General features: G+C 51.3%; 12 protein-coding genes. All 12 read right to left on the bottom strand.

Features of this window, described 5'->3' with window-relative positions; genetic code table 11:
* Nucleotide 1: 1 nt before the first annotated feature.
* The gene (locus ACLIN2_RS07695; protein WP_411503686.1) at nt 2-790 is read right to left on the bottom strand and encodes a response regulator transcription factor; all 789 of its coding nucleotides are present in this window, start codon (nt 788-790) and stop codon (nt 2-4) included.
* Nucleotides 787-2229 carry a glycosyltransferase family 2 protein gene (locus ACLIN2_RS07690; protein WP_092266139.1) on the bottom strand — a complete coding sequence of 481 codons (1443 nt, stop codon included), beginning with the start codon at nt 2227-2229 and terminating at the stop codon, nt 787-789. The genes ACLIN2_RS07695 and ACLIN2_RS07690 overlap by 4 nt, the downstream gene beginning before the upstream one ends.
* Before the next feature lie 18 nt (nt 2230-2247).
* The gene (locus ACLIN2_RS07685; protein ID WP_092266140.1) at nt 2248-3429 is read right to left on the bottom strand and encodes a HEAT repeat domain-containing protein; all 1182 of its coding nucleotides are present in this window, start codon (nt 3427-3429) and stop codon (nt 2248-2250) included.
* An 18-nt stretch (nt 3430-3447) separates the two neighbouring features.
* Nucleotides 3448-5691 (bottom strand): hypothetical protein, encoded by a 2244-nt coding sequence (locus ACLIN2_RS07680; protein ID WP_411503685.1) that lies wholly within the window; start codon nt 5689-5691, stop codon nt 3448-3450.
* A gap of 498 nt (nt 5692-6189) precedes the next feature.
* Nucleotides 6190-7407, bottom strand: a complete 1218-nt coding sequence (locus tag ACLIN2_RS07675) for a sensor domain-containing diguanylate cyclase (RefSeq protein WP_310228967.1) — start codon at nt 7405-7407, stop codon at nt 6190-6192.
* Between the two features lie 24 nt (nt 7408-7431).
* Nucleotides 7432-7758: a DUF3870 domain-containing protein gene (locus tag ACLIN2_RS07670; protein WP_411503684.1), complete on the bottom strand. Its 327-nt coding sequence runs from the start codon at nt 7756-7758 to the stop codon at nt 7432-7434.
* Nucleotides 7759-7798: 40 nt separating this feature from the next.
* Nucleotides 7799-9202, bottom strand: coding sequence for an ATP-binding protein (locus tag ACLIN2_RS07665; protein WP_411503683.1), 1404 nt, complete (start codon nt 9200-9202; stop codon nt 7799-7801).
* A gap of 467 nt (nt 9203-9669) precedes the next feature.
* Entirely contained in the window at nt 9670-10593 is a 924-nt protein-coding gene (gene murQ / locus ACLIN2_RS07660; protein WP_092266145.1) for an N-acetylmuramic acid 6-phosphate etherase, read from the bottom strand.
* Between the two features lie 5 nt (nt 10594-10598).
* The gene (locus ACLIN2_RS07655) at nt 10599-11573 is read right to left on the bottom strand and encodes an N-acetylglucosamine kinase (RefSeq protein ID WP_411503682.1); all 975 of its coding nucleotides are present in this window, start codon (nt 11571-11573) and stop codon (nt 10599-10601) included.
* A complete protein-coding gene (locus tag ACLIN2_RS07650; protein ID WP_092266147.1) occupies nt 11560-12384 on the bottom strand; it encodes a carbohydrate ABC transporter permease in 825 nt (274 codons plus the stop codon). Before ACLIN2_RS07650 ends, ACLIN2_RS07655 begins: the two co-directional genes overlap by 14 nt.
* A gap of 34 nt (nt 12385-12418) precedes the next feature.
* Nucleotides 12419-13366 (bottom strand): carbohydrate ABC transporter permease, encoded by a 948-nt coding sequence (locus tag ACLIN2_RS07645; RefSeq protein ID WP_400584309.1) that lies wholly within the window; start codon nt 13364-13366, stop codon nt 12419-12421.
* Nucleotides 13367-13427: 61 nt separating this feature from the next.
* Nucleotides 13428-14738 carry an ABC transporter substrate-binding protein gene (locus ACLIN2_RS07640; protein ID WP_122959730.1) on the bottom strand — a complete coding sequence of 437 codons (1311 nt, stop codon included), beginning with the start codon at nt 14736-14738 and terminating at the stop codon, nt 13428-13430.
* Nucleotides 14739-14778: the final 40 nt, after the last annotated feature.

The following is a 14778-nucleotide window of genomic DNA, read 5'->3' as shown; positions in this document are numbered from 1 at the left end:
TTTAGGAAATCAGTCGTTTTACACGCGCCGCAAGCTCCACGGGGGAAAAAGGCTTCGTAATATAATCAGAGGCGCCCAGTGCAAACGATTTTTGAACATCTTCTTCCAGACGTTTGTCTGTCAAAATCACGATTTTACTTTCGCGGTCATTCTCCGCATGCTTGATACGCTCCATTAGCTGATAGCCGCTCATCACAGGCAGATTCAGATCGGTGATGACCAAATCCGGCATGCTTTCCTCGTACTTCTGCATGCCTTCCACCCCATCGCTCGCGACAATGACCTGATAGCCTTTGCGCTTCAGATAGATTGTCAAAAAGTCGTTCACCGTTTGATCCGGGTTGACCAAGAGAATACTCGTCGGATCTTTTTCACTGCCTCCCGATACAGGATCAAAAATGTGGATCTCACCCTGGCTCTTTTGCTGTTCGAGGTTCTGCAGCATTTTCAAGAGCATCTGTGGAGTCGTGCGGGCGTTTTCGGGAAAGCTCGCAATCGCCACGCTGCCTGCCAGCAGCTGCTTCTCCCGTAAATAGTCTTTGACTCGCAAGGCGTGAAAATGGGTTGTTCCCAGCTTTTGCTCTTCCAGCAACACACCCAGTATATTTTTTGTCTTGTCGTAGTTGTAATGGGTCACAGCTGCAGGTGGTTCCTGCTCAAAATGGTTTTTCAGGACTTCCAGATCATCCTTCGAGAGATTGCTGCAAGCCACGAAAATAATCCCTGACGATGTCTGTTTCGCTTCCATTTCACTCAACAGCTGAAAAAAAGCGGGTACGAGATTACTCATCCTCTTGCCTCCAAGCTCGAAATATTTTTGTTGCCCTCAGCCTGCCAGCTCTTGCGCGTCATCGTTCCCCACGAATTGTTGTTTCGCAGAAATTCGATGTGGCCCAAAAATCTCCAGATGACGCCCACCTGGCGATAGCCGAAGAACATCAAGATGGTATAGAAAAGCATTTTGACGATATCCCGAATTCGTGGATAGCGTCGAAACGCGATTTCTTCAAGGAGCAGCGCACCGACTCCCAACAGTACGCCGTAGATGACATTCAGCAGTCCATAAAGCACCAGAACGTTTGCATTCGTCATGTCCAGGAGCGTGTAGCCGATCAGAGCCAGCAGCCCTGTGATGCGGAAGTACGGATTGAGCGTCTCAAACAAGATATTGAAAGGCAAAGTAAGCATCCCGAATAACTTGTATTTCGGACGCAAAACCATGTGTTGTCCGTACTCGATCATGTTTTTCAGATTGCCGCGCCCCCATCTGCGACGTTGACTTCCCAGGATTCGGAACGAGTCCGGGGCTTGTGTCCAGCAGACCGCATCCGGGCAGAAGGCGACGCGATAAGGGAGTTTGTTTTCCAGCATGTATTTATGCAGCTTGATGATGATGTTCATGTCTTCACCCGGATAGCCTTCACGATAGCCGCCGACTTTGATGACGTAATCTTTGCGGAAGACGCCAAAGGCCCCTGACACGATAATCAAGCCGTTGATCGCACTCCAACCGATCCGTCCTCCGAGAAATGCTTTGAGATATTCGACTGACTGCATCATCGGCAAAAACTTGTCGGGCAAACGGATGTCGCTGACTACGCCGTCTTCGATTTTGCAGCCATTGGCGATCCGGATATCTCCGCCAATCGCGACCGTCTCTTCCGGATTTTCCATGTAGACCTTGGCGATCCGAATCAACGCATCCTTTTCCAGCAAGGAATCGGCATCGATCGAAGCGATCAGCGGATAGTGAGACAGGTTGATCCCTGCGTTCAGCGAGTCTGCCTTTCCCCCGTTTTCCTTGTCGATCAAATATAGATTGGGGTAAGCCGGATTGTGGTAAATCCCTCGGATGTTGGACGTTTGCAGCAGTGGCTGTATAGGCATATGCGCCGATGCTTCCAGCTTGAACTCACGAGTCAGCACCTGCAGCGTATCGTCTTTCGAGCCGTCATTAACGACGATCACCTCGTACCGCGGATAGTTGAGTGCCAGCAGCGACCGAACATTTTCAATGATGGTCAGCTCCTCATTGTAAGCCGGTACGAGAATCGAAATCGGTGGAACATGCTCCGAGCCTGACAGCTTCTGAAACCTAGAATAGACGGAGCTTTTCAAGATCCCGAGGATGTTCTTGAAGGAGAACATCATGATGATGAAGTACAGCGAGTTAATCGCGATTACATAGTAGACGGCGAACATGCCGTAGTAGAGCAAAAAATCCCGCATAGCTTCCTCCCCTCCTGCTTATCTTTGCATCGCCTGCACGGGCGAGATCGTTTTTCGTCTCGAGCTCTGATAGAGATGCAGCTTTAGATTGTATTGCAGCTGTTTTTCCTGATCGGCAAGCTCCAGCTGCATTTTCGCTTTTTCCAGCTCCTCCAAGGCAACCTGATGAGCGATTTCCAGATGTCTCCCAAAGCGGCCCTCCTGCAAAATCTCGCAAAGTGCCTGAAAGCCTGCGACTTGAAGCTGTGCCAAAGAGTAGGCACTGTGATGGCTGACCCACCAGTTGGAATCGCCTACTGCCTTTTTCAGCGAAGGGATATGGGCGGATAGCCCGTGTGCACCGATGGCTTTAGCTGCCGCTGCGCGAATCTCCCAATCCTGGTGCGCCAAAAACTCTCGCACGCGCTTGTCTGTCAGCAGGCGCGAATCTTTGCACAGCAGCTTGACCGCTTTGATCCGTACCTCTTTTTCCTGGGCATGTACGAGCTTATGCAAATAAGGCTCCACATCGGATGGATTGTGCACTGAAAGGCCGATCAGCCCGATCTCGATCAGATCAGCATCTGTCTCCTGCAGCAGGGCGATAAGCAGCTTCCCTGTATCCAGCTCGGATTCACTCAGGATATCGACGATCAGCTGATGGCAGTTTTTTCGATGCTTCACAAGCTGCCGGATCATGTCCCCCAAATCGTTTTGGCTGCGCGCGCACTTGGCGACCGCTCGCGCCACAATAAACAGGCTGGGATCGTACTCGAGCTTTTCCAAAAGCTGCAGCAAGCCAGGTACAGCCCGCTGGGAGCGCATGACTCCCAGATTGTAGGCCGCATCCACTCGCGTCCATTTCCACGTCCCATCCAGTCGCTTCAAATCAAGCTCTACCAGCCCCATATCCTCGCAAAGCGCTGCGAGCTTTTGACGATGCACGCCCGTGAAGGACTCCATCAGCTCAAACAGCTTCTTCTGGATGATTCGCTTCTCTTTCTGCTCCAATTTGCCATAGGGTGTATGCAGGCGCTCTTCCTCTTCTCCATGAGCCTGCAGGTAAACAAAGTAATCCTCATATTCTGCCAAAATGCGCTTGGTTCGTTTCTCTGCCGCTATATTGCGCAGCTTCAGTCCGAACAGAACGATCAGACCTAGCGTGGTTACCCCACACAGCACGTACAGAAATACGTATGCCGTCGCGAATGGTGTTTGCACCTCTTTCACACTCCTCTATCACTTTTGCAAGATGGACGGCTTGATTTCGCGATAAGCTTTTTGCAGGATCGAGTAGCTCTGTTTCTTACGTTCGTGATAGCGTACTTGCTCCCATGTCGGCCACGAATAGAGAGGAAGCTCGGTGACCCGAAACGGAGTCGGCGACTCTGGCAGACTCGTCGTCTGCGGCTTCTCCCGATTGACAATCCACGGCAAGACACGAATTCCTTTCGTCGTCACTGTTTTGAACGTCTTGCCTTCTCCCTGATAGCTCATGACAGCAAGCGAGCTCGGATCCGTAAAACCGAGGAGCATCCACGGCACGCGCATCTCCACGACCTTGCCTTTTGCTTGCCACGCTGCCAACGAGTTGTAGTTGGGATCTTCGGAATTGGATGTCCCTTGCAGCAGCTTCCCTGCATCTACTTCTTCCATCGGGTAGTATTTTTTGCTATCTGGCGGCTCCATCTCAAGTCCCACCGCCAGCTTCCACGGTTTGAACACCCCAGAGTCATCTCGCTGCTCCTCTTCTTTGAGAGGAAGCATTCCGTACGCTTTTCCGTAAAGCCTCGTGTGGAAATCGTAGTTGGAGGCGATCCGCACCTCACTCTCGTCGTCCTTCCCCAAGCGGATGAGCGTCTCCAGCCCTTCATCGAGCTTAGTCCCGCCGAGCTCCGGTGCATGGCGATTTCCGCCTGGCGTTGTGTCTACCCCGAAGTAGAGCTGTTCGTTTTGCGGATCAAACGAATGATCCAGCTGCGCCATCAGATAGACATAGCCTTCGTCGTGCGCCATCCATATTTCCTCAAAACCTGGAAGGGAGAGGTTGAGCTTCTGCTTTTCCTCTGGCTGCAGCTTGTCCCAGTCCGATCGTTCCCCATCGATGTTCAGCACACCATCCTTGTTCGGGTACATTCCCAAAATTCCAAACAGTGATTCGTTCGTCAGCACGTTGACCCAAAAGGAACGGCGATCCTCCGGCAGCTCAAAGCGCATCGTATTCCAGGTCTTTTTAAACCACTCATCCTGCCATGCAAACACGATTCCGCCTGCGTAGCCTTCCTCGCCGATTTCCTTCATCAAGGCTGCATTAATCTCGCCTTGCTCCTTTTCGGTATGTCCGCCTTGATCTCGCCCGAGGTTGCCCAAATGTGCGATTCCCCAGGAGGCAGGAACACCGAATTCCGTCACCAGAATGGGCAGATCTTTGTGATAGGCTTTCAATTGGCGTAAATAAGCTTTGTAGGTATCGATCTCTCCTGCCTCGTTCTTCACCTGCTGCAGCGCTGTATCGTGTCTGAACAAGTCTGGATAGTACGGATAAACGTGATAGGAAGCGAAGTAGCCCGCCTCCCACGAAGCCGCCTTTACGTGCGTAGGGTCTACACTAACCAGGTCTTCCTGGTAGAGCGGCTCTCCCGGATGAGACAGCGGATCGGTTGTTACCCAATTCGTGAAGGTCATCGGGTGCTGCCAGCCTTGCTTGCTCTCCTCTTTTGCAACCGTATCTACCATCTCGGCCAGCCATGCTTCAAATGCAGTAGACTGCTCCGTAGTTCGGAAATAGGCACCTTGATAGGATGCTGACTTGGCATGGAGCTTGTTCGTATTCTGCACCATCACGGGATCCCATTCCGTTCCTGTGTGCCAGCCGATGAGATACTGCCCCGCATTTGCCGTGTATTTCCCGCTTGCCTTCCCTTGTTTTTCGGGCAGTGTAATGTCTCCGTATACCGCCCCTACTGCATCCTGAATCTCGTGTCGAAACTCCTCTCGAATCTCAGGCAGGTAGGCGTCCTTCTTTTCGATGAGCATCTCCTCTGGGCTCCAAATCCCTTGCATTAAATAGAGAGGCTCTCCCTCCTTTTGGCGATTGTAGGAAACCAGTGCTTCATAGAAAGCAGGAGGATGAATTGTATACACCCGGATGACGTTGGCTCCCATCTCGTCAATCATGGCGAACCAGCGCAGGTAATCTTCTTTTGTAATTGGCAGCTCACCGGGATAATGACCGGGTAACGATGCCCCTAAATTCACCCCTTTTACAAAAAACGGCTGCCATTTCTGATCTTGATAAACTTCAATCTGGTCTCCCGTGGTGCGGAATTTCATATGGAACCCGCTTGCTGACTCCATACTCTCGACTCGGCTGCTATCCCAATACCACCAGAGATAGCTTATGCCTGCCACCATCAAGACGGTGAGACTCACCCATTTCACGCGACTTTTCTTTTGTTTCACACCCGTCAACCTCCGATTCATCGCCTAGCGCTTCTGATCAAATCAGCAGCCTACCGACATAGTCATTGTAAACATAGGGACAAAAGCCTTCCCATAAGCTGAAATCACTATTATGCTTTTGTGAATGTTGTAACCAAAATGTAATATTCCATCGCAATAACCCAAATTGTCCTACGTTTTTTGGCGGTAAGTCCTGCAACCTCCCCTGCCATCCGTACCAGAACTTTTTGTAATTAGGTACATATGCTTGAGCCTTTTTTTTCCTGATCTCAAAGAAAAATGGTAGGTTGCTACCAACTAAAAAAATGGTTGTAAAGATTTCATGACCCTTTCTGTACGCTCTGTATGAACCTTTTTATCCGAACGCAAAAAATCCGTTGCCTTTTCTGGCAACGGATTCTCCTTTTTATGTGAGATTTACTTGTACGTCCTACCTAATTTGAAAAGCTTCCCAGCATACGACCAGTTCGCAAGGCGCATCTCCCCCTATGCAAAGCTGGCAGGATCTGTGATTTTCGTCTAGGAACCGATTGCAAATACGGACGTGCAGTTCTTTCCTCTGCGCTTGGAGCGGTATAAAGCCTCGTCGGCAGCTCGCTTCAAGCCGTCAGCCGTGTTTGCATCAGCCGGAAAACGGGCGATTCCCACACTCACGCCAATCGGAATAACGCCGTCCTCCAGCACGAGTGGATGCGCGTGCAGATAATCTCGAATCGCCTGTACCTTTTCCTCTGCCTCTTTCAGGGTAGCTCCCGGCGAGAGGAGCATAAACTCATCTCCCGCATAGCGATAAGCGGAGTCCCTGCTGTCCAGGTTCACCTTCATTGCCTCCGCGATACGCCTGATCAGCTCGTCTCCGGAATGATGGCCATACTGATCGTTTACCGATTTCAAGTTATCGGAATCAAGCATGATCAAAGCAACAGAGGAACCGTCCTCGCCAAGCAGCTTTTCCAGCTCATTGTGAAAAGCTCGGTAATTACAGATCCCCGTCAGCTCATCCATAAAGGACATCTGATACACGCGCTCGTACAATCTCGCTGTCTCGATCGCACTGGCTACCTGGAAGCCAATGATTTTGAGCAGCTCCTCATGCTCCTTTTTGTACGCGAACTCCCGATAGGACTGCGCGGAAATGACACCCTTCACCTGATTCCCCAGCATGAGAGGAACAAAAATACACGTGCTGGTGTCGATTTCCGGGCTGCCCCAGCGAATCATCTCCGGTTCGCTCGGCTCCTCTGCCCTGGATCGGATGTGAATGGTCTGCCTCGTATCGATGACATGAGAGATCATTCCTTGTCCGTACGGAACGGTGATCGGCCCGTAGTTTATCCCGCTATCGATGCTGATCGGTATGCGAATCTCGCTGTCTCCCTCGTCAAAAAAGGCGATGAAAAAAGCATCCGCCCGCATGACTCTGGAGACTAGCTCAAATGCTTTCCATAAAATCTTGCTCTCTTCAAATGTTTTCGCAAAGATGTGGCTGAGATCGTGCAAGATTTTCATGTGCTCCGATATCCACAGCATCTCGGTCACTCTACTTTGCAATTCTTTGATCTGCTTCATGACTGTACCGTGAAGACGGCTATCCTCTTCTGAGAGAAACGCTTCCAGCTCGCTGGCGACCGCTTCAATCTCCCGGCAATCCACTTCTTCGATACGGCTCAGCCATTGGCTATAACGTTCCAACAACTGCCGTGCATATGCTTCTCTTACAGCGAAGTCGTCATGCATGTACACCCCTCCGGCTTGGGTAGCTTACATTTTTTTCTCATGATATCGCTCGACAGCAGCACGGATCGCTTGCAAAACAGCCCCCTGACCTGGTGCCAGAAATCGCTCCTGCACGACTTGCGTTATTTCCTGCATGCCTCCTGCTACAGATTTTCCTATCAGCAGTGCAACGAGAAACTCGCTTGTCTTGTCCATGATAAATGTAAAGCTAGCATCGCAAATCACATCATGATCCATGTCAATAATGAGTACACAGCCTATCATGGTGGAAACTTCATAGAGGGAGGTTCCTTTTGGAATTTGGGCAAAGCCCGCTGTCAGAACTGTCTTTTTCCCAGCATGATCAGCCATTTGTCGCTCCTCCCTCCCCATCTCTCATCCCCTGTTCTGCTTATCCATGAACAGGCAAGGACACTTCAACCGTAGTCCCTTGTCCGAGAACACTCGTCAGCCGCAGAGTCCCCCTGTGGTTTTCAATAATTCTGCGGCTGACCATCAAGCCGAGGCCCGTACCTGACTCCTTAGTGGTAAAAAAGGCCTCGCCCAGCCTCGCCAGCTGATGAGGGGGAATCCCTACCCCGTTGTCCTCGAAGCGGATCACGGCTCGGTTGTCCTCGCAGCGCAGGCGCACGACGATCTCTCCGCCCCCCTGCATCGCTTCTATCCCATTTTTCAGAAAGTTGATAAAGGCCTGCTTGAGATGATTCTCATCACAGCGAATCATCGGCATATCCGTCTCAAAGATCACTTGAATCATTACTTTTCGCAAAATCGCTTCTGTCTCCAGCAACGCCACCACATGACTGACCAGGTTAGATAAATCACGAGTCTCGAATGCAGCTTCGTGCGGCTTTGCCAAAACCAACAATTCATTGACGATCAATTCAATCCGAACAAGCTCAGAGCTCATGATGGAAAAATATTCAGCTTTTCTCATTCCATCTTTCTGCATCAATTGAACGAATCCTTTTAAGGATGTTAAAGGATTACGTATTTCATGTGCAATCCCCGCAGCCAGCTGCCCTACTAAAGCAAGTTTTTCCGAGTTTTGCAAAAATTCTTGCGCTCTTTTCCGCTCGGTAATATCGCGGATCAACAAGTAACAAGACGGCTTCCCCGATATGACCGCGTACGTCCCGAGCACCTCCGCATCAATCATGATCCCATCCATGCGAACCAACTCAATCTCGAGAGGATGAACCGTCTCCCCACGCTCGGTCCGCTTTAACATATCATCTACAACCGGGATGTCATGTGGGTGAAACAGCGAGAAAAAGGGCGTCTGCAGCAGCCTGTTCAAATGCGGAGCACCTACCAGCTTCACCCCGACCTGATTGGCATACTGCAAGCTGCCCGAGCGATAAATAAACACGCCCTCCTTGGATAAATCCGCAGACGCACACGACTCGCTGTCATTCCTCGTGCCCATGATCTCCTGGACAATCGCAAAATACCCGACAACTTCGCCATCTGTTTGGAACGAATCAAAAGTAATGCTCACTTGTACCGCATAATCAGTCTGATGCGCCAAATACGTACAAAATGGCCGCGGCTTTCCCTCCATGGCAAACTGGGTCTGTAATCTCACCATTTCCCTTTCTTCGGGGATCGCTAAACTCCAAAATGGCTTGCGCTCCCATTGCCACGGATCATATCCTGTCAAAGACTTACAAGCAGGGTTGCCGGTAAAAACCATGCCTGTCCGATCTAATAGAAAGGCTGCCTGGCCCAATTGGTCAAAGAAGGAGCGATAGAAAAGACCGCTCCTGATGCCACTCTCCAACAAGTCTCTCATCGTTTCCCTCCTCCTGGGACAAGAAAACGGCTACCCCAAAGTAAAGGAAATAGCCTTACCCGCTCTCAATCCAGCTTTCATACCCAATATTACCCTATTCCCTGTGCTGTTTCCATCCCTTCCCATCGGAAAATATGCTGGAATCATTTTCGATAGACATAGAGAATGCCAGATTTCCAGATCAGACCGTCCAGGAAAAATCCTATTAAATAGGGAGAGAGTTCTTCTGAACGGCGAGAAGCAGCGTTATCGCTCCCAAAACGCGAAGAATCGGCTCAGCAAAAAAAGAGAGCGGCCACCCCAAATACAAATCCCATCCCTGTCTTAGGCTGTGGCCTCTTCTATTTTTCCTGCGCCGATGCTCAAAGTGATGAATGAAGAAACCGAAACCGATATCCCCGCTGCCGTAATATTCGCCATGAACACAAGTATCATGGCATTCACTAACCTCTGCGGCGATGTCAGGATCAGGCCGATCCTTGCTCGCCTAGCACATCCTCGATTGCGGGACGAACCTTGCTGCCTGCGCGCTGCAGTCTTTCCGCTGCCTCAGCGCGAGGCAAGCCTGATTTTTGCATCACGATTGCCAGCTTGACGTCCCCCATTGCCTCTGTAATCAGGCGCTCTGCTTCTGGATAGTCGACCCCTGTGACCTGCATGACAATATGTTTGGCTCTTTCCTTTAGCTTGTGATTGGTCGCCTGCACATTGACCATCCAGTTGCCGTATACCTTGCCTACACGGACCATGCTTGCGGTCGTCAGCATATTCAGAACCATCTTGGTGGCACTGCCCGCTTTGAGTCGGGTCGATCCGGTCACGACCTCGGGACCTACTGATAGATTGATGCAAACATCCGCCTCCTGATTAATATCGGAATCGGGATTGCACGAGAGAGAAATCGTGACAGCAGATCGTGCCCTCGCCTCGGCCAAAGCGCCGATGACATACGGGGTTCGACCGCTCGCTGCTATGCCGACAACAACGTCACCTGCCTGCACACCTCTTTCCCGGATGTCCTCCTGGCCGAGTGCAAGCGAGTCCTCGGCTCCTTCTACTGCGATCGTGAGCGCTGCGGGACCTCCTGCGATAATTCCCTGTATGAGAGCAGGATCTGTGCCAAAGGTTGGCGGGCATTCCGCTGCATCCAGCACACCGAGTCGGCCACTCGTGCCGGCTCCGATGTAAAACAGGCGCCCTCCGTTGTTCAACGCCTCGGCAATCAGCTCAACCGCTTGCGCTACTTCCGGCAGCACTTGCTGTACAGCCTGCGCGACCTTTTGATCCTCTTGATTCATCAATGTCACGATTTCGAGCGTGGACATCTGATCCAATTGCTCACTTGCAGCATTTCGCATTTCTGTCTGGAGCTGGTGCAAGTTTTCTCCCACTGCCTTCACTCCTCTTCTGATACCCTACCACTCAGCTGCAGCTGGTGTTGGATGTCTGCATGTATGGTCCATCCTGCCCTCTTCATGGCAGCGACTAGAGCACCTACTACTGGCGCCACATTTGGAATTCGGGCTTCAAAGGTCGCTTTTAGAAGCAGTTCTTCGCGCAGTCGCGTATTCGCCGTGAGCAGCCCTCCCGCGAGCACGACAGGCAAAAGGCTCTCTAATTTCCTTTGGCAGGCGGAGGCGAGCTCCTGCAAATCATCGGCTGCCAAAGAAATCAGCTCGCAAGCAATCGGATCGCCAAGTCTCGCCGCTTTTTCCACCAGCGTACTGGTATCCGCCAGGTCCTTTCGGGGATTGCTCGCTCCGTAAATGCAGGCAATCAGCTCCTCGGGACGGCTCACTTGGTAATGCTCGAGATAGAGTTCGGTGAGCAGCGTCTCTGCTCCACGGCCATCCGACGCCCGCATCACGGCAACTGCTGCCCTGCGACCCAAGTCAAAGCCGCTCCCCTCATCTCCGACCAGATAGCCCCAGCCACCTGTGCGATACCTCTTGCCTTGCTGCGTGACCGCATAAGCGATCGACCCCGTGCCCGCGATCAGCACGATCCCCGGCTCCCCCCAGGTTCCCGCGTAAAGAGCAGCTACCGCGTCGTTGTCGAGCAGCAGTCGCTCGCCCCATTCGGCTCCAAATTCCGCCTGCAGCCGCTTCGTGATTTCTGGACGATCCGCTCCTGCAAGTCCGAGATAGACGGCTGCTACCTCTTCTTTTTTCACCCCTGCGTCTTTCATGACCTCGCTTATAAGCTGGCGAATCGTGGACGCTACATCCTCAAAGGAGCGAGAGAGCGGATTGCTCGCTTCGCCGTCAACGATTGCCTTGATTTCCCCTTTGTCATTGCAAATAGCGGCTCTCGTCTTGGTCCCTCCGCCATCAAGCGCGATAAACCATTGCGATTGATTATTTGACTGCACCAGCTGTCAACCCCTCCATGAACTGCTTGGACGCCATGAGGAACACGCCGATCATCGGCAACGCAGACAGCGTGAGTCCCGCAAACAGCAGGCTCCAGTCCGTTTCATACTCGCCAAACAACACCATCATGCCAACCGGAATCGTTTTTAAGGTATCTTCCTGGATGAATATCAAGGGAAAGAAAAAGTCGTTCCAGGCGTGGATGAAGTTGATGATGACAACCGTTGCCAGCGCAGGACGTATCAACGGCAAAAGCACGCGCCAAAAGACTTGAAAGTTGTTGCAGCCATCGATTCGCGCCGCCTCCTCCAGCTCTACGGGCAGCGTTCGGAAAAAACCGGTCAAAATGAAAACCGCCACTGGAATCCCGCTCGCCGTGTAAATGAGGATGAGCGACCAGAGGGAATTGAGCAAGTTCAAGCTTTTCATCAATAGAAACAACGGCACAATCCCCAGCTTGACCGGAATCATCAGTCCCAGGAGAAACACGAAGTAGAGCGCGGCTGTCCACTTGAAGGAAAAGCGCGCCAGGTAAAAAGCAGCCATGGCTGAAAAGATCGTGATCAAAAGGACAGACATCAGGCTGACGAAGATGCTGTTCCACAGAAAGTCAGCAAAAGGAACGACTTCCCACAGCTTTTGGTACGTCTCAAAGCTGAACGCTTTCGGCAGCGACAGTGGACTTGTAAATATTTCCATATTCGTTTTGAACGAGGAGGCAACCATCAAGACGATCGGATATAGTGCTACCAACATAAACAGATACGCGACCACGTATTGCACGGCTTTGCCACCCATGCTCGTTTTCAAATGGATCTCCCCCTTTCTCGCCAAGCAGTACGTCTCAATGCTGGACCTCACGCTTGCGCATCAGGTAGACGGAGATTGCCGACACCGATGCTACGATAATGAACAGAACGACAGCCAGCGCCGAGCCAAGACCGAGAGCGGTTTCCCCTGCCCCACCACTGCCTCCAAACGCCATGCGGTAAAAATAGACAGCCAGTGTGTCCGTGGAATAAAATGGTTCCCCCATGGATCCTTGCATCGCGTATACCAGCTCGAAGGCTTCAAAGGCCTGAATGAACGTAAATACAGTCATAATGGTGATCGAAGGCATGCACAGCGGCAGAATGATCTTCCAGAGCATCGTCAAGCCCCTAGCTCCATCCAGCCTCGCTGCCTCAATCAGCTCCTCCGGAATAGATTGCAGCCCCGCCAGAAAGATCAGCATGGCAAAACCGACACCGAACCAGCAGTTGACGAGGATGATGGCCATCAGAGCCGTATCCGGGTCTCCCAGCCACGGCTTCGCCCAGTCCGCGAGCCCGACGCTCGTCAGCACGCTGTTTAACGCACCGTAGTTCGGATTAAAAATCAGCTTCCACAAAAATCCGATGACGATCACAGACAACAGGCGTGGCATGAAATAGGCGATCTTTAAAAATCCTGCGCCGCGAATTTTCCGGTAAATAAAGAAGGCTAGCATAAAGCCAATCCCGTTTTGTACCACCATCTCAACCACGAAATACAGGACGTTATGGCTCAATGCATTCCAGAACATTTCATTGAAGGGCTCCACCGTGAACAAGGTTGCAAAGTTTTTTAGACCAATGAACGCACCGCGCTTGATCCCTTGCCAATCGTACAAGCTGTAAACAAAGGCAGAAAAAATCGGGTAGACCAGAAAAACGAGATAAATGGCCAGAGCCGGAAGCGGAAACAGGTGGATCAACCAGCTTCTTCGTCTCTTTGGCCGGATGGATTGACTGTCTGTAGCGATGGTACCCACCCCTTTCTGTAGAGACGGAGGGAAAAGCCAGCTCTCCCCTCCGCACCCTACCCAAGCGCCCTTATTTTTTAAACGGTTCAAACCACGTTGCGGCCGATTTTTGTACTTCATCCACGACCTGCTCCGGTGTCAATTTGTTCAGGTACATCCCCTGAAGGGCATTCTCCAACGTTTTCTTGGTTGTCGGATTGCCTTCCGAGAAATGAACGATCATCAAGTAAGGAGTCGCGTTTGTTTGCGTCAGCTCTGTCAGTCGATTTACGAGTGGATCCTCTGCGGATACTCCCGGAATCGGGCTGATCATTTTGAACTGGTTCGCATACAATTCACCAAACTTTTTGGTAGTCATAAACTCCATGAATTTCAACGCTTCCGCCTTGTGCTTCGATTTTGCGTTCACCGCGTAAGAGCCATCTACCCATGTCGTGATGACCTGTTTGCCATCATCCGTAGGCATCGGGAAAAAGTCCAGCTGCAAGTCCGGATTCAGCTTCTTGATCCCTTCCATTTCAAAGCTTCCGTTGATAAACATGGCAGCTTTGCCAGTGGCAAACAAAGTCCGCATATCATTTAGCTCAAGCCCAACAAAATTTTCCGGGAAATAAGGAATCAGTTCCTGCATGCGTTGAATAGACTTGAGGAATTCTGGGCTCTTCAGGTCGCTTTCGCCCTTTAACAATTTGTCCATGTAGCCATTTGTAAAGCTCGCGGGTGCAATGACACCGTGGCTCAGGGAAAGCAACCAGCCTTCTTTTGCTCCAAAGGAGATGGGGATGATGCCTTTTTCTTTCAGAGCTTTTGAGGCAGCAATCAGCTCATCCCAGCTCTTCGGTATACTCACACCGTTGTCGTCAAAGATTTTTTTGTTGTAGAAGAACTGTGTAGTACTGAGCGTCAGCGGAACTCCGTATACTTTTCCATCTTTGCCTGTCGCACCCGCTAGTACCTCTTTCGGAATGTTGCTGATGCCAGGAAGGTTGTCGAGCGGCTCTAAATATCCGGCTGTAGCCAGGGCAGCACCTGTCGCATACGGGCGGAGCTGCAGGATGTCAGGACCGCTGTCGCTTTGCAATGCCGTGTTTAAGATCGTGTTGTACTCCGTTGCCTTGAAAGGCTTGAAATCAATCTTGATATTCGGATTCTCTGCCTCAAATGCAGCAATGAGCTTGGCATAGCCCTCTGTGTCCTCCACACGCCAGCTGTGCATGGACAAAGTGACCTGCTGGCCTCCCCCTGCTTGATTCCCCCCTGAGTTGTTTCCTGGATCACTTGATGGCTTCGCCTCATTTCCTCCGCCACCACTGCAGCCTGTCAGCGCCAGGGCAGCTGCGAGCACGACTGATGCTGCTGTGTGTAACCGAAATCGCTTCATACCTAACCCTCCCCCATTTTTCTCATGCCTTATTGTGACT

The organism is Brevibacillus centrosporus, assembly GCF_046622605.1.
GTDB classification, from domain to species: Bacteria; Bacillota; Bacilli; order Brevibacillales; family Brevibacillaceae; genus Brevibacillus; species Brevibacillus centrosporus.
Note: the sequence above shows the minus strand (reverse complement) of the source record. Positions and strands in the feature narration are given on the sequence as shown.